The organism is Microbulbifer maximicatervae (SeqCode) (assembly GCF_052467815.1).
Genome location: NZ_CP174326.1, coordinates 2,160,053 through 2,174,994 on the forward strand (window position 1 = coordinate 2,160,053; position 14,942 = coordinate 2,174,994).

The following is a 14,942-nucleotide window of genomic DNA, read 5'->3' on the forward strand; positions in this document are numbered from 1 at the left end:
ACCGGCAGGAGACTAACGGCTCAACAGCCGTTACAATTGCGGCAAATTAGTTTACCGACCGGTTTAGTATGATGGATTCCTCTACAGCTGTTAGTTGCGGCAACTGTTCAGTCAGACGTTTGTGCTTGCCAGCTGGTTTGTGTCAGTCTGATATTGATCGGCTAGAGCAGATCACGCGTCGAAAGAAAATAATTAAAGCGGGGGAGACCCTTTACCGAGCTGGCGATCCATTTGCCAACCTCTATGCAATTCGTTCAGGTAGTTTTAAAACTGTGGTGATTGCTGCAGATGGTGACACTCAGGTCACCCACTTCGCTTTACCTGGGGAACTGCTCGGTCTGGATGCCTACAGTACTCGGGTACATCCGAGTTATGCGGAAGCATTGGAAGACAGTAGTGTTTGTCTGCTGCCTTTTACTCAACTGGAAATTTTGGCCCAGCAGGTGACAGCCCTGCAGCAGCAGATTTACAGCATTTTTTCTGAAGAGTTACGCCAGGAAAATGATATTTTAATGTTGTTGGGTAAACGCTCTGCCGATACTCGTTTGGCGGCTCTTCTGATTAATATTTCCAGCCGTTACGCTCGTCGTGGATACTCTCACAGTGCCTTTGTTTTATCGATGCCGCGCACTGATATCGCCAATTATCTGGGTTTGACAGCGGAAACTGTCAGCCGGCTTTTCTCGCGTTTTCAGCGAGAAAAATTAATTAAGGTGAGTGGCCGATCAGTTGAGATTGTTAATTTAATTGAACTCAGTGAGCTAGCGGGTACTCACTGCGGATATGATGAAGACTGAATCTTGAAATAGTGTCCTGGCTTTATGGTCAGCCAGGACACTACCCAACTCACTAAACTCCAGCAACCGTTTCGATTGCTGATATTGCCTCCGCCCACTTTTCTTTATCTGCCTCTGAAATGTAGCTCGCTTTAAAACTATTCAGGGCCAGTTTTTTCGCCTGCTCTTTGGTCATGCCCAGACTTTCGCTAAGGGCCAGATAATTTTTATTCACGTAACCGCCAAAGTAAGCGGGATCATCTGCATTAACCGTGACACACAGCCCGCGCTCGAGGAGTGACAAAATGGGGTGTTGGCTCATATTGTCGTACACACAGAGTGCGGTATTGGAGAGCGGGCAAACAGTCAGGGGAATATTTTCTGCTTTCAGGCGCTCAATTAGTGCTTCGTCCTCAACGCAGCGAACCCCATGGTCGACACGGCTCACGTCCAGAAGATCGAGAGCCTCTACGATATAATCGGCAGGTCCCTCTTCACCGGCGTGGGCAACTCTCTCAAGCCCTAGCTCTTTGGCCATAGCAAAAACTTTTTGAAATTTTCTGGGTGGATGACCCAGCTCAGAAGAGTCCAGCCCTACACCTTTTATTAAGTTCAGGTATGGTTTTGCCGCTTCCAAGGTGGCAATTGCTTCCTCTTCACTCAGGTGGCGTAAGAAGCACAAAATAAGGTGACTACTTATTCCCCACTCATTTCTTGCATCATCAAGAGCACTGTTAATACCCTTGATAACCACACCGATATCAATGCCCCTCTCTGTATGGGTTTGGGGGTCAAAGAAGATCTCTGTGTGGACAACATTGTCTTCACGACAGCGCTTGAGATAAGCCATGGTCAGATCATAAAAATCCCGCTCATGGATCAGGACCGAAGCGCCTTGATAATAAATATCGAGGAACGACTGTAAATTATGAAATTTATAGGCTGCTTTAATTTCCTCAATACTGGAAAAGGGAATTTCAATATTGTTGCGCTTGCTCAACTCGAACATTAGCTCCGGTTCCAGTGAACCCTCGATATGGAGATGAAGCTCGGCTTTTGGCAGTGCTTTCAAAAAGTTCAAATCAGCAATGGACATAGAAATACCTTGTTGCGGGACTACCTGTGAATGTGAATGCGCCGGAGGCAATCCAACATTCCTACTCACAGAAACTGTCTGGGCTATAAAAGGGCGCTAATGGTATCAGGTTACGTTCTCTGAGAATAAAGCTGGTTACGGATTATTCTGGCAAGTTAGCCCTATGCTTAGCAGCAGCCAGCTACACCGCCAGAAAATACACTGATCGGTTTACTTGTTGCTTTTTATGTGTATACTGCACCGAGTAGTTTACATCTTGAGATTGATTAACGGATACTGAGGAGAGAGCAATGAGTAAGGTTGCCTTGATTACCGGGACTTCCACAGGGCTGGGGCAGAGTCTGGCGCTGCAAATGGTCAAGCAGGGGTTTAGGGTCTTTGCCACCATGAGAGATCTCTCCAAGGCCGACCAGCTGATAAATGCGGCTCCTCAGGGGGCGGCTCTCGAAGTGATGGAATTGGATGTAACAGATTCTGACAGTATTCAGAACTGCGTAGATACCATTATCCGGGATGCTGGGCATATCGATTTATTGATCAACAATGCTGGCGCTGGTTTTGTAAAGACCACTGAACACGCCAGCGAAGAAGAGATACGCTGGGTGACGGATGTGAACTACCTCGGTGTAGTTCGCTGCACTAAAGCAGTTTTACCCCATATGCGCGAAGCTCGTAGTGGACACGTTATCAATATTTCGTCGGTGGGCGGGCTAGTTGGGCAGCCGTTCAATGAGCTGTATTGTGCGGCAAAATTTGCTGTTGAGGGTTATACAGAAGCCATGGCAAGTTATATAACTCCTGCCTTTAATATCAATTTTACCGCTGTCGAGCCCGGTGGTATCCACTCGGAGTTTGCCAATAATGTACTTTCGCAGTTGGAGCAGAGCCAGGGGTACCCCGAAGATGAATACCAGGGGGTCTTCAATCAGTATATTGGTGGTATGAGGTCTCGGAGCCCAGAGAAGACGGCAGAAATATATCAAACTTGTGACCAAGTAGTTGGCGTGGTTTTGCAGGTTGTACAGGCTGAGGATCCACCAATTAGAGTCAGGACATCCTCCTGGGCCAATGAATTGTGTAATTTTAAGATAGGCTTAGATGATAATGGGAAAAAACAGCAGAAAATGGTGGTCGAGAGTTTTTTGCCGAATATCTAGACCTTCATTTCTTGGTAGGTTAGTAATTCCCCGTGAGCTAAATGAGTAAAATCCAGTTTTAATTTTGAGAATTTTACGTCTAGGGTGATCTATTAGGTGTCCAGCGGGTTCATTTTTTCAGTTGGCAAAGTAGCCCGCTCGGGTGTGTAATTTATTCACGGCAGGATGAATTCCCTATTTGATGCCCTGATTAACAGTACAATAGAGAACATATTTTTTTGGCTGCCTTTTTATGAGTAAGGCATCAGCAGCGGTAAGCTGCAGTAACTGTTCAGTCAGACGTTTATGTTTGCCTGCGGGGCTGGAACAAGCGGATATTGATCGGCTTGAGTGCGTTAGTCGTAGGAAAAAAGTGATTAAAGCGGGAGAGCCTCTTTATCGTGCAGGTGACCCGTTCCAAAGCCTCTTTGCAATCCGCTCCGGAAGCTTTAAAAGCGTGGTTATTGCTGCAGATGGAGATTCTCAGGTAACCCATTTTGCCCTTCCTGGAGAGCTTCTAGGGCTCGATGCTTATAGTAGTCGGCTCCACCCGAGCTATGCAGTGGCCCTTGAAGATAGCAGTGTATGTCTTCTTCCATTCGATCAGTTGGAAAATCTCGCTCAGGAAGTTCCAGCTTTACAGCAGCAAATCTATAGCATCTTTTCTGAAGAGTTGCGCCAGGAGAATGAGATTTTAATGCTGCTTGGTAAGCGTTCAGCGGATGCTCGTCTCGCTGCTTTACTTATGAATATATCCAGCCGTTATGCCTGCCGAGGTTACTCCCCTCGCGAATTTGTGCTTTCTATGCCTAGAATAGATATTGCCGACTATCTCGGATTAACGGCAGAAACGATAAGTCGTATATTTTCTCGTTTTCAGCGTGAGGGGCTGATAAAAGTTAGTGGTAGGATGATTGAGATTTTAAATATAGTTGCACTAAGTGATTTGGCGGGTACCCATCTTAGTTATGAGAATGATCAATGAATTTTTTTGGGGCTTATTTGAATTGCTGCATGTTATAGAAAGATATTAATTGACTGTCGTAAAGTTCAACTTTCTGTTTTATAAATTACTCTGCTATTTTTCTAGGTTTGTGGGTGTTTTAGCTGTAAATGCTGATACTAGATTATTTATACGGTGGCATCAGTTGGCAGGTGCCATGTAATTATAATTTATTTTCAGGCCTGTTTTTTATGACTGATTAATAATTCATTCGTGGAAAACGATTTTCCCCGATCTCTGTTAGCTATAAGTTTTCCAGGAAATGTTTACCTGAGCATAGTAATCTTTCAGTTAAGGTGCTGAAAAGTGCAAAAAAATAATAAGGTGAAAAGGGAAGAAATCATGCCAGTTAGAAGGCTTGACCTAGTTAAGAGTTTTGCAGTGGATGGGGCTTAGGTCGAAGCTGCGCCCAACTTAGCTATTTCTACTCATGGGGCGATAATCAAGCAATTTTTTACCCGAAAAGGGCATGGGGGAGATGATCTATTTTTCTTTTCTCCACATGATTGCTTTCTAGATGATCCGGGTATTAGTAGTGCCTTAACGGGTAATGCGAAATGTCGCGAGTAGGTAGGCAAAGGAAAGCTTTGTCATAATTATACGCTAAGTAAATTTTAAGAATCCCATGGCACAACTACAGGTCAGATTCCCGGTCGTGTCACACGCTTTTCATAAAAGGCGCGAGCTATGCTGGCGTACAAAAGGCAGTGGATAGCACCCATTAGCGCATTGAAATTGTGAATAGTCCGGATCTAAACAATCCTATAGACCAGTAATATATTGCAAAAGGGGTGGAGTCGGTAGACTTATTAACTATTCGCCATCGAATAAAGATGGGTAATCTCACTCTGGCTGATGTTCTCAATATTCGGCATAAAAATAAACTGCATTATGAAAATGTTTATTGCTCTTTTTGTCGCAGTGAAATGAGTTTTGGAGATATTGTTATTGGAGCTCCATTCTGGGGTAGCAAAATGCAGGGGGCAGCTACTAAATCAGTATTTTTGGACTGTAATACAAATGAGGTGGTGCTTGTTTGGCGGTGGTATAAATCTACTTATATTTCTAAGTACCTTTTTGATTTTAATGTTGGTCTTGCAGAGTTTTCTTTATTTTCCATATTTCCTCCTTATTTCTTTCGTATTTTATCTGGTTTTTTAAGAAACCTTCCTGGTTTGTCGCCTCACTTCCAAAATTATCTGTTCATGACAAACATCAAAAATTACTGAATATAACTTGAGTGTGAATGGCTGGTCATAGTACGTTAGTAGTACGGTTATGAGGGGTAACCCTCTTATTTTTATACTAGACGTTAAATAGGTGTCTTATGCCTGTTCGTGAACTTGATTTAGTTAAAATTTTTGCGCCTGAAGGTACCAATGTTGGGGATGCGCCGAACCTAGTCATCTCTGCCCACGGTGCCGCAACCAAAGAAGTTTTTTGTAGCAAGGGACATGGCGGTGATAATCTATTCTTTTTTGCCCCCCACGGTTATACGTTAGATGATCCGGGTCTGGAAAATGTAGTTAATGGGACCGCGAAATATCACGAGTGGGTTGGTAAAGGTAAATGGTGCAAAAACTATACTCTGAGTAAATTCCAGGGTTATCACGGATCTATGGCGGGGCAAATATTCGGTCGCCTAACGCGGCGATTCATTACTGATGGTGAAAGCTATAACGATATTCAGAGAGTTGTAGACTCGGCACATAAAAATAATCAATTTGTTGAGCGCAAGAAGACGGAGCTGGCAAAATATGATTTATCTGATCCGTTCCAAAAGTCTATGTACGATGCAAAATCCAGCTCGCTTGAAACCAGAATGGAAGCTAATTTTCTGACGATTCGAAATCGGCATAACCAAAAGAATCCGACACTGGTTGATGTGCTCAATATTCTGCATCGAAATAACTTGCATTATGAAAATATTTATTGCTCCTTCTGCCGCAATGAGCTGAATTTCAATAACTTTGTTATTGGTACACCTTCTTGGGATAGCCATAAGCAAAAAGTGTCTAGCTGAAGCAGTTAGATTGTCAAATTTCAGGCAAAAAAAAGGGGGGCGTAAACGCCCCCTTAATCCACTACTTATCAGGAGTGTGTGGAGAAAGCTAATTCCTTTTCAGATTCCTTGTGACCAATACCCGTCTTCCTTGTTTCCTGTAGCCAATCCATGGCCTCTTGTTGCTGTTTGAAATAGCGGACTTCACCGCTAACAAACCAGCTCCCGACTTTTGTGGCTATTTGCTGCCACTCCTCATCCCCAAGTACAGCGACATGCGAGAATTCATTGCCGTGCTTTAAGGCCAGCTTGAACTCATCCCAGATCGCGTGCATCCCCCAGCCCTCGAAATCCCGGAGATCAATCAGTAATTGAACCTGAGGTTTTTTTACCCCTTCCAGAGCATATTCTAATAGTGGTGTTATATGCTCATAATCCTCATGGGTTAACTCACCAATTGCCTTTATGTAAAGGAAAAACTCATCATTTATACGTTCCATGCCAATGGATATGCCGTGGCGTTTAAACTGCATTAACATTTCCTCCCTGCTGTTTTGGTGACCTAAGCTAATGCCTGCGCGGGCATTTGATGTTGTGTCAGATCTTCGTGCAGGGACTCGTAAATTTTTCTGGTTGCCCTGTCGAAATATCTGCAGCTTAATTCACTGACCTGTTTCTGAATATAAATCCAGTCGGTAGTCCCCAGGTACTGTTCGATCTGTGGGAAAATAGATTTATTTTCCAACTCCATATGCTTGCGTTGCAGCTTCAGGTAGGTGTTGCAAGCTCCTTGCAGCACTCTCCGTTCAACGGTCGCATCATTGGCAATAGCGTAAAATAAAGCGCACATGTGTTTTGTCGCTGCGGCTATATTTTCATGCTGCATTTGCGCTTCGTAAATTGATTCCCTGTCATGTACTGGCTTAGTCAACAGCCGGGAAAATATTAAATCCTCAACTGGGTGGTGATACCTATCCGGGTATGCCGATAAATAATCCAAAGCATCAAGGATCAGTGACAAGGTGTTTGGATCGCGGTCGCCGCAGCCAAAAAGATCCAGGAGTAATTGCTCAAAGGCGTTGAGCAACTCTTGCATATGTTTATGGTCACAGCACAGTTGTCGGTAGATGGCATTCATCCCAGACCTCCGCGATTTGTCGATGGGTCTATTGTTGCCATATGTACCAATCCAAAGTTGATTTGGATCAAGTGAGGGGGACTTAGTGGGACTCAAGGTGGAACTTACCGCTACCTACTCAGGGGAGGGCTGAGGTTATCAATAGGTATGAGGCTGACCATGCCGCTGAATTCCTTGGGCCAACTCTTATCTGTACCTCGTTGTATTTGACCACAAGATAAATTAAACCTATTTTCGAGTAGCCCTTTCTTCAGTTTTTTCCACAAGTACGCTCTTCTGTCGGACCTAGATAAGGGTGTGTCTGATCCTTCATATTTTAATAATTTCTAATGACGTGTTGTTGCACATTTAAGCATGCTGCGATGTTTCCCGTTGTTCAATAAATTTATTGGTGCTGAAGTCGTAGGTTGTCATCGAATTATTCTGCAGCGCTCTATTTATGTGTCACGACAAAGTTAATGCAACAGGATGGGAGTGTTAATGAAAATAGTTAAGGCTGGTATAGGTGTGCTGGCACTCGTTGTTTCAGCGGGCGCAATTGCCGAGGGCGCCTACTGGGGGGGTGTGGCCGGAATAACAGATTTTGATTTCAAGGGGGTCGATAATCCACTGAATTTGGGACTGCGAGCAGGTTATGTGCGGGCCTCGGGTTTTGGGGTGGAAGGTGAATATACTAGTTCACTATTAAGTGGTGAGACTGAGGCTTATGGTCGGAATGTGGGTGTAGACATACGTACTCTTGCTACTTATGCGACTTACAGAACAGAGGGGGACTGGTACCTGAAAGGACGCCTGGGCCTTCTCTATGAAGACGTTTCTGTTGGCAGCGAAAGTAGTGATGACCTGGGTGTCAGCTTAGGGGCTGGAATTGGTTATAGCCTGAATGAAATTTATCACCTGGAGCTTGAGTACACCATATTAGAGAAGGATGTCAGTTATTGGTCAGGCGGGTTTAGCCTGAGATTTTAATTGTCCCTTTCCTAAATTTAACTAGTGGAGACATCTCTTTTTAGAAGCTCCTAGGTTACATACTGACCTGTCTAAGTAAACACTTGTGCCAATTGATCGTGCCCCTATAATCCCTGCCCTTTGATCAGACTTCGAGATTTAAGGGGAAGATGGTGGGCTTTAATCTCAAGGCAATGGCTGCAGTTGCCGCTCTGTTGTGTTCCGCTACCGCTTATGGGCAGGGTGCGTATATCGGTGGCGTTTTCGGTGTTTTGGATGTTGATGCCAGGGGGGAGAGCCCTTTAAATGGGGGGATTCGAGCCGGTTATACCTGGGGTTCTGGCTGGGGATTCGAGGCAGAAGTCACCGACTCTGTCATTGATGGTGAGTTCGACTACTACTGGTACGATTACAACTACTCCCTGGCAACACAAGCTGTTTATGCCACCTATCGCAGCCCGGGCAACATTTATCTGAAAGGTCGTATCGGCTACCTCCATGAGGAGTTGGAGATAGATAATTGGGAGAAAGAGTACTCGGATAACGGTGCATCTGCCGGGCTCGGGGCTGGTTTCAAACTGACCGACGAGGCGACCCTGGAACTGGATTACACCATCATTGAGTCAGATGTGAATTACTGGTCTGGCTCTGTGGTGTACAAATTCTGACCGCCTTTTTAAGGTGGACGGGTTGGTCCCGCCACGTCTCTGCATTTGCGCATTCATGCTGCCCTTGGTGTACAATGCGCGCCTTTCTAAAATGCCCAGAATGCATTGAGCAGTAGGGCCATCCCACGCTGGGAGCCTTTGGTCCTACTCATAAGTCTGGGCGCTGTGGTATCGAGTTTTAAAAGCCTCTACTCAAGCCCGCTTTACCGAGGGAACACCATGTTTGATTCATCTGTCACTTTAGCTTCTTACGACCCGGAAATTTGGGAAGCCATCCAGGAGGAAGACTCTCGTCAGGAAGACCATATCGAGTTAATCGCCTCTGAGAACTACACCAGCCCAATGGTAATGGAAGCTCAGGGCAGCAGCCTGACTAACAAGTATGCCGAGGGCTATCCAGGCAAGCGTTATTACGGCGGTTGTGAGTACGTGGACAAAGTGGAAACCCTGGCCATTGAGCGCGCCAAGGAGCTGTTTGGTGCTGACTACGCGAATGTGCAGCCGCACTCTGGATCACAGGCTAATGCGGCTGTTTACCAGGCGCTCTGTGCCCCAGGTGACACTGTACTGGGCATGAGTCTGGCCCACGGTGGCCACCTTACCCACGGTGCCCGCGTTAACTTTTCCGGCAAGATCTACAATGCAGTGCAGTACGGTCTGAACCCGGAAACTGGCGAAGTGGATTACGAGGAAGTTGAACGCCTGGCGCTTGAGCACAAGCCGAAGATGATCGTGGCTGGTTTCTCTGCCTATAGCCGAGTGATGGATTGGGCGCGTTTCCGCGAGATCGCTGACAAAGTGGGTGCTTACCTGTTTGTGGATATGGCTCACATTGCAGGCCTGGTTGCCGCTGGTGAGTATCCCTCCCCAATCTCCCACGCCGATGTTGTGACTTCTACTACTCACAAAACCCTGCGTGGCCCCCGCGGCGGTATCATCCTGGCGCGCGCCAACGAAGAAATTGAGAAGAAGCTCAACTCCGCTGTATTCCCCGGTGGTCAGGGTGGCCCGCTGATGCATGTGATCGCGGCGAAAGCGGTTTCTTTCAAAGAGGCCATGACCCCTGAATACAAGGCCTACCAGAAGAAGGTTGTGGAAAATGCCCGCGCAATGGCGGAGACCTTCCTCGATCGCGGTATCAACATTGTATCCGGTGGGACCGATGATCACCTGATGCTGGTTGACCTGATTGGCAAAGAGTACACCGGTAAGGATGCGGATGAAGCCCTGGGTAACGCCAACATCACCGTTAATAAGAACGCGGTACCCAACGATCCGCGCTCTCCTTTCATTACCAGCGGCCTGCGTGTCGGTACCCCGGCAATCACTACTCGCGGCTTTGGTGTAAAGGAAACCCAACAGCTCACTCACTGGATCTGCGACGTGCTGGATGCACTGGAGAAAGGTGATGTTGAAGCCACTATCGCCGATGTGAAGCAGAAGGTTCTGGGGATTTGCGCAGAGTTTCCTGTGTATAAAAAAGGCTGATCAGCACTGCTGACAAAAAAGCGGCTCATAGAGCCGCTTTTTTTATGTGTCCCTGTTGAATTTGCGATGCACTGTGGCTGTGCGTGCCGCGGTCACACAGTGCAACGGCTGTGGTAAACTGCGGCCCATTTTCCATTCCGGGGATAATCCCACATGCACTGTCCGTTCTGCAGCGCAGAAGAAACAAAAGTAGTCGATTCCCGATTGGTGGCTGAGGGCGACCAAGTACGCCGCCGGCGCGAGTGCCTGGAGTGCCACGAGAGGTTTACCACATTTGAAACTGCGGAGCTGCTGCTGCCGCGAGTGATCAAGCAAAACGGCCAGCGCGAGCCGTTTAATGAAGACAAGTTGCGCGCGGGTATTCAGCGCGCTGTGGAAAAGCGCCCGGTGAGTATTGAGCGGGTGGAGTCGGCGGTATCTCAAATAAAACACGCTCTGCAGGCGACCGGAGAACGGGAGTTGCCGGCGCGTGCTATTGGTGAATTGGTGATGGAGCAGCTGCGTGAGCTGGACCAGGTGGCCTATGTGCGCTTTGCTTCTGTCTATCGCCGTTTTGAGGATGTCAGCGAGTTTAGAGAAGAGATTGAGCGACTGACCAGTAAGGGATCGAAGACAGAATGAGTCAAACGGTTGTACACAGTGCGGAAGCACTGATGGCCCGCGCTATTCAGTTGGCAGAGCGCGGTCTCTACACCACTATGCCGAATCCGCGAGTGGGCTGTGTGATTACTGACGGGGATGGCAATGTTGTCGGCGAAGGCTGGCACAAGCGGGCCGGCGAACCCCACGCTGAGATCGAAGCCTTGAGTGATGCCGGCGACCTGGCTCAGGGGGCTACGGTTTATGTCACTCTTGAGCCCTGCAGTCATACCGGCCGCACAGGTCCCTGTGCCGAGGCGTTGGTAAAGGCCGGCGTGGCCCGGGTTATTTACGGAATGCAGGATCCGAATCCGAATGTCAGCGGTGCCGGATTGCAAATATTGCGCGATGCTGGGATCGAAGTGGAAGGCCCCATCCTGGAAGAGAGGTGTCGCGCTCTAAACCCCGGCTTTATCAAGCGTATGACCCTGGGACTGCCCCTGGTGCGAAGCAAATCCGCCATGAGCCTGGATGGGCGCACCGCTATGGCCAGTGGGGAGTCAAAGTGGGTATCGGGCCCTGCGGCTCGCGCCGATGTACAGCGCCTGCGCGCTCGCAGTTGTGCAGTGATTACCGGGGTTGAGACGGTGCGCTTCGACAATCCCAATCTCAATGTGCGCGCCGATGAAATGGCACTGGAAATGCTGGCCGCAGAGCGAGCCGCCGAAGTGCAGCCGCTGCGAGTAATTGTTGACAGCCAGCTGCGTACCCCAGCGAGAGCCTTTATTTTGCAGGGGGATGCCCCCACATTGGTGTGCACGACAGAGCGCGCGGAGGCCGAGCGCCGCGAGCGTATTGAGAAAACGGGTGCGGAAGTCGTGGTTTTACCCCACGACAAAGAGGGCCGCGTAGACCTGCTCGCCCTGCTCAAGGAGTTGGCGCGACGCCAGTGCAATGAAGTTTTGGTAGAGAGCGGTGCGACCCTCTCTGGTGAATTCCTCTACCGGGGCCATGTCGACGAAATAATTGTTTATATGGCGCCAAAACTGCTGGGTAGCACCGGGCGACCGCTGTTTGAACTGCCTATCGAGCGTATGGGCTCGATGCTGCCGATTACGATTACCGATATGCGCGCAGTTGGTCACGACTGGCGCATTACTGCAACAACCGATATCGAGCGCTGATGTTTACCGGAATTATTGAAGCCTTAGGCGAGATTGCAGAGTTAAAACCCCAGGGCGGCGACCTGCGTGTGCGTGTGCGCAGCGGTAAGCTGGATCTGGGTGATGTGCAACTGGGGGACAGTATTGCCACCAATGGTGTTTGTCTCACGGTTGTTGACCTGCCCGGTGATGGTTACTGGGCGGATGTCTCTGCGGAAACCCTGGATGTGACAACGGTGGGCCGCTGGAAAAAAGGCGACCGGGTCAATCTGGAAAAAGCACTAACACCCCAGACCCGCCTGGGTGGACACATTGTCAGCGGCCATGTGGATGGTATTGGCGAGGTGGTATGGCGCAAGTCCGAGGCTCGCGCCGAGCGATTCCGCCTGCGCGCACCGGAAAACCTGGCTCGCTATATTGCCCATAAAGGGTCTATCACCGTCGACGGCACCAGCCTCACGGTCAATGCCGTGGATGGGGCTGAGTTTGAACTCACCATAGTGCCACACACGTTGCAGGAAACGATTATGGCCGGCTATACCGCCGGTACTCGGGTCAACCTGGAAGTGGACCTGATTGCGCGCTACTTGGAGCGGCTACTCCTCGGTGATGAGGCAGCCAAGCCTAGTGGTGGGGGTATGACCCTCGAATTTTTGGCCCAGAACGGGTTTTACAAGCGCTAAAGATGGGCCGTGCACCACGGCGAAAACAGCAGCGATAGCCGCTCTATTTGCAATTGATAAATTTATCCAGAGTTAACCATGGAACTAAATACGGTTGAAGAACTGATCGACGATATCCGCCAGGGCAAAATGGTAATCCTGATGGATGATGAAGATCGCGAGAACGAGGGCGACCTGGTGATGGCTGCGGAGCAGATTCGCGCTGAAGACATCAACTTTATGGCCACTCATGCCCGTGGCCTGATTTGTATGCCCATGTCCAAAGAGCGCTGTGAGCAGTTGGATCTGCCGCTGATGTCGCGGGACAACGGAGCCCAGTTCAGCACCAACTTCACCGTATCCATTGAGGCGGCAGAGGGTGTCACCACCGGTATTTCCGCCGCCGATCGCGCGCGCACGGTTCGCGCCGCTGTGGCCAGAAATGCCAAGCCCAGCGATATTGTACAGCCCGGCCATATCTTCCCCATTATGGCCCAGCCCGGCGGTGTATTAAGCCGCGCAGGCCACACCGAAGCCGGTTGCGACCTGGCCCGCCTGGCGGGTTTTGAGGCGGCTGCGGTGATTGTTGAGATCATGAATGAAGACGGCACCATGTCCCGCCGCCCGGACCTGGAAAAGTTCGCGAAAGAGCACAACCTGAAAATCGGCACTATCGCCGATCTGATTACCTATCGCGCCCTGAATGAGAAAACCGTCGAGTGCGTTAATGAGCGCAAGGTGCGCACCGAGTTCGGTGAGTTCAAGCTGCGCACCTATCTCGATAAGGCTCGCCGCGAACGCCACTTTGCCTTTGTTAAAGGCGACCCCACCCCAGAAGAGCCGACCCTGGTTCGTGTGCATGTGGGAAATACTCTGCGCGATGTGCTTACGATTCAGCGCGGCGATGAAAAATTCACCCCGTGGACCTTCCGCCGCGCGATGCAGCGTATTGAAGAAGAGGGCAAGGGTGTTGTCGTACTGATCTGCCACAACGAAACCACCGAAGAAATCGAAGAGAGCATTGATTGGCTGATCAGCGGCAAGCAACAGCGCCCCAGCCAGGACTTGGTGTACAAGCAGGTAGGTACCGGTTCGCAAATTCTGCGGGATCTCAAGGTGCGCAAAATGCGCCTGATGAGCGCACCGTTCAAGTTCAGTGCTATTTCCGGGTTTGACCTGGAGGTAGAGGAATACCTGAACGTGGAAGCGCCGCAACCCTAGTAAAAGAGTAACAATACTGAAGCGCCGCTACTGTCCTGATAGCGGCGGCGATGGACAAGAAATACGGATTGAAAATTATGAGTAATATTCAAGTGATCGAAGGGGACTTTGTCGGCAGTACGGGCAAATACGCACTGTTGGTGAGCCGCTGGAACAGCTTTGTGGTTGAAAGCCTAAAGGATGGTGCACTGGACACCCTGCGCCGCAAGGGTATCAAGGATGAAGATATCACTATCTACTACGCCCCGGGCGCATTCGAATTTCCCCTGGCGGCACAGAAGTTGGCTGAGACTAAAAAGTTCGATGCCATTATTGCCCTGGGCGCGGTTATCCGTGGTGGCACCCCGCACTTTGAGTATGTGGCTGGCGAGTGCACCAAAGGCCTGGCTCAGGTATCCATGAATACTGGCATTCCCGTCACCTTTGGCGTGCTGACTGTGGACTCCATTGAGCAGGCTATCGAGCGCTCAGGCACCAAGGCTGGCAACAAAGGTTGTGAAGCCGCCGAAACCGCCCTGGAAATGGTTTCCCTACTCGGCAAGATTTAATTGCCGGCGCGCCGGCACAAAAGGTGTGTCGGTGCAGCCCATTCTGTGAAGTATCTACCGGAAAAGACAATGACCGTAACTGCATCCGCCCGCCGTAAGGCACGTCACTACGCCATGCAGGCGCTCTATCAGTGGCAGATGGCCGGCGCCAGCCTTAATTCCATTGAGGCCGAGTTTCACGCCGATAATGATATGAGCAAAACCGACGTGGAATATTTTCGTGATATTTTCCACGGCGTAGCGAAAAACCTTGATGAGGTAGAGGGCGCTTACACGTCGCACCTGGATCGCAAAGTGGAAGACCTGGACCCTGTATCCCGCGCGCTGTTGCGCATGGCCACTTACGAGCTGAAAAACCGTATCGATGTGCCTTACAAGGTTGTCATTAATGAGGCGGTGGCCCTGGCGAAAAAATTTGGTCCCACCGATGCCTTCAAGTTTATCAATGGCATTTTGGATAAGACCGCTGCGGACCTGCGCTCGGCAGAGGTAGCCGCAGACAAGAAGGGCTGAG

General features: G+C 49.3%; 17 protein-coding genes. 14 read left to right on the forward strand and 3 right to left on the reverse strand.

The annotated features are described in order from the left end of the window. Positions 1–68: 68 nt before the first annotated feature. A complete protein-coding gene (gene fnr, locus ACJJIW_RS09365) occupies positions 69–797 on the forward strand; it encodes a fumarate/nitrate reduction transcriptional regulator Fnr (RefSeq protein ID WP_282931184.1) in 729 nt (242 codons plus the stop codon). A gap of 52 nt (positions 798–849) precedes the next feature. Here fnr (ACJJIW_RS09365) and ACJJIW_RS09370 read toward each other — a convergent pair whose 3' ends face one another. After that, positions 850–1,872: an adenosine deaminase gene (locus tag ACJJIW_RS09370; protein ID WP_282931185.1), complete on the reverse strand. Its 1,023-nt coding sequence runs from the start codon at positions 1,870–1,872 to the stop codon at positions 850–852. A gap of 290 nt (positions 1,873–2,162) precedes the next feature. On the opposite strand from ACJJIW_RS09370, the gene ACJJIW_RS09375 reads away from it, so the two are divergent. The 4 genes from ACJJIW_RS09375 (at position 2,163) to ACJJIW_RS09390 (ending at position 6,034) form a co-directional block, all read left to right on the forward strand. Then, the gene (locus ACJJIW_RS09375) at positions 2,163–3,029 is read left to right on the forward strand and encodes an SDR family oxidoreductase (RefSeq protein WP_444892070.1); all 867 of its coding nucleotides are present in this window, start codon (positions 2,163–2,165) and stop codon (positions 3,027–3,029) included. 232 nt (positions 3,030–3,261) lie between these two features. Continuing rightward, the gene (fnr, locus tag ACJJIW_RS09380; protein WP_444937177.1) at positions 3,262–3,993 is read left to right on the forward strand and encodes a fumarate/nitrate reduction transcriptional regulator Fnr; all 732 of its coding nucleotides are present in this window, start codon (positions 3,262–3,264) and stop codon (positions 3,991–3,993) included. Between the two features lie 851 nt (positions 3,994–4,844). Further along, positions 4,845–5,240: a hypothetical protein gene (locus ACJJIW_RS09385; protein ID WP_444892068.1), complete on the forward strand. Its 396-nt coding sequence runs from the start codon at positions 4,845–4,847 to the stop codon at positions 5,238–5,240. 98 nt (positions 5,241–5,338) lie between these two features. Further along, a complete protein-coding gene (locus ACJJIW_RS09390) occupies positions 5,339–6,034 on the forward strand; it encodes a putative adhesin (protein WP_282931189.1) in 696 nt (231 codons plus the stop codon). Positions 6,035–6,102: 68 nt separating this feature from the next. On the opposite strand, the gene ACJJIW_RS09395 is transcribed toward ACJJIW_RS09390, so the two are convergent. Next, on the reverse strand, positions 6,103–6,546 hold the full coding sequence (locus tag ACJJIW_RS09395; RefSeq protein WP_282931190.1) for a SpoIIAA family protein: 444 nt from the start codon (positions 6,544–6,546) through the stop codon (positions 6,103–6,105). A 29-nt stretch (positions 6,547–6,575) separates the two neighbouring features. Further along, entirely contained in the window at positions 6,576–7,151 is a 576-nt protein-coding gene (locus ACJJIW_RS09400) for a hemerythrin domain-containing protein (RefSeq protein ID WP_282931191.1), read from the reverse strand. A gap of 480 nt (positions 7,152–7,631) precedes the next feature. Here ACJJIW_RS09400 and ACJJIW_RS09405 point away from each other — a divergent pair, with 480 nt between their 5' ends. The 9 genes from ACJJIW_RS09405 (at position 7,632) to nusB (ending at position 14,941) form a co-directional block, all read left to right on the forward strand. Beyond that, the gene (locus tag ACJJIW_RS09405) at positions 7,632–8,120 is read left to right on the forward strand and encodes an outer membrane beta-barrel protein (protein ID WP_444892067.1); all 489 of its coding nucleotides are present in this window, start codon (positions 7,632–7,634) and stop codon (positions 8,118–8,120) included. Between the two features lie 152 nt (positions 8,121–8,272). After that, positions 8,273–8,767: a porin family protein gene (locus ACJJIW_RS09410; RefSeq protein WP_444937178.1), complete on the forward strand. Its 495-nt coding sequence runs from the start codon at positions 8,273–8,275 to the stop codon at positions 8,765–8,767. A gap of 219 nt (positions 8,768–8,986) precedes the next feature. Beyond that, positions 8,987–10,255, forward strand: a complete 1,269-nt coding sequence (glyA, locus tag ACJJIW_RS09415) for a serine hydroxymethyltransferase (RefSeq protein WP_108734578.1) — start codon at positions 8,987–8,989, stop codon at positions 10,253–10,255. A gap of 153 nt (positions 10,256–10,408) precedes the next feature. Further along, the gene (nrdR, locus tag ACJJIW_RS09420; RefSeq protein ID WP_108734577.1) at positions 10,409–10,876 is read left to right on the forward strand and encodes a transcriptional regulator NrdR; all 468 of its coding nucleotides are present in this window, start codon (positions 10,409–10,411) and stop codon (positions 10,874–10,876) included. Next, positions 10,873–12,018 (forward strand): bifunctional diaminohydroxyphosphoribosylaminopyrimidine deaminase/5-amino-6-(5-phosphoribosylamino)uracil reductase RibD, encoded by a 1,146-nt coding sequence (ribD, locus tag ACJJIW_RS09425; protein ID WP_444892065.1) that lies wholly within the window; start codon positions 10,873–10,875, stop codon positions 12,016–12,018. The genes nrdR and ribD overlap by 4 nt, the downstream gene beginning before the upstream one ends. Continuing rightward, a complete protein-coding gene (locus ACJJIW_RS09430) occupies positions 12,018–12,680 on the forward strand; it encodes a riboflavin synthase (protein WP_108734575.1) in 663 nt (220 codons plus the stop codon). Before ribD ends, ACJJIW_RS09430 begins: the two co-directional genes overlap by 1 nt. 78 nt (positions 12,681–12,758) lie before the next feature. After that, complete coding sequence (gene ribBA / locus ACJJIW_RS09435; protein ID WP_413663385.1) at positions 12,759–13,880, forward strand: bifunctional 3,4-dihydroxy-2-butanone-4-phosphate synthase/GTP cyclohydrolase II; 1,122 nt, start codon at positions 12,759–12,761, stop codon at positions 13,878–13,880. A 77-nt stretch (positions 13,881–13,957) separates the two neighbouring features. Continuing rightward, positions 13,958–14,428 (forward strand): 6,7-dimethyl-8-ribityllumazine synthase, encoded by a 471-nt coding sequence (ribH, locus tag ACJJIW_RS09440; RefSeq protein WP_108735355.1) that lies wholly within the window; start codon positions 13,958–13,960, stop codon positions 14,426–14,428. Between the two features lie 69 nt (positions 14,429–14,497). Then, positions 14,498–14,941, forward strand: a complete 444-nt coding sequence (gene nusB, locus ACJJIW_RS09445; protein ID WP_282931196.1) for a transcription antitermination factor NusB — start codon at positions 14,498–14,500, stop codon at positions 14,939–14,941. Position 14,942: the final 1 nt, after the last annotated feature.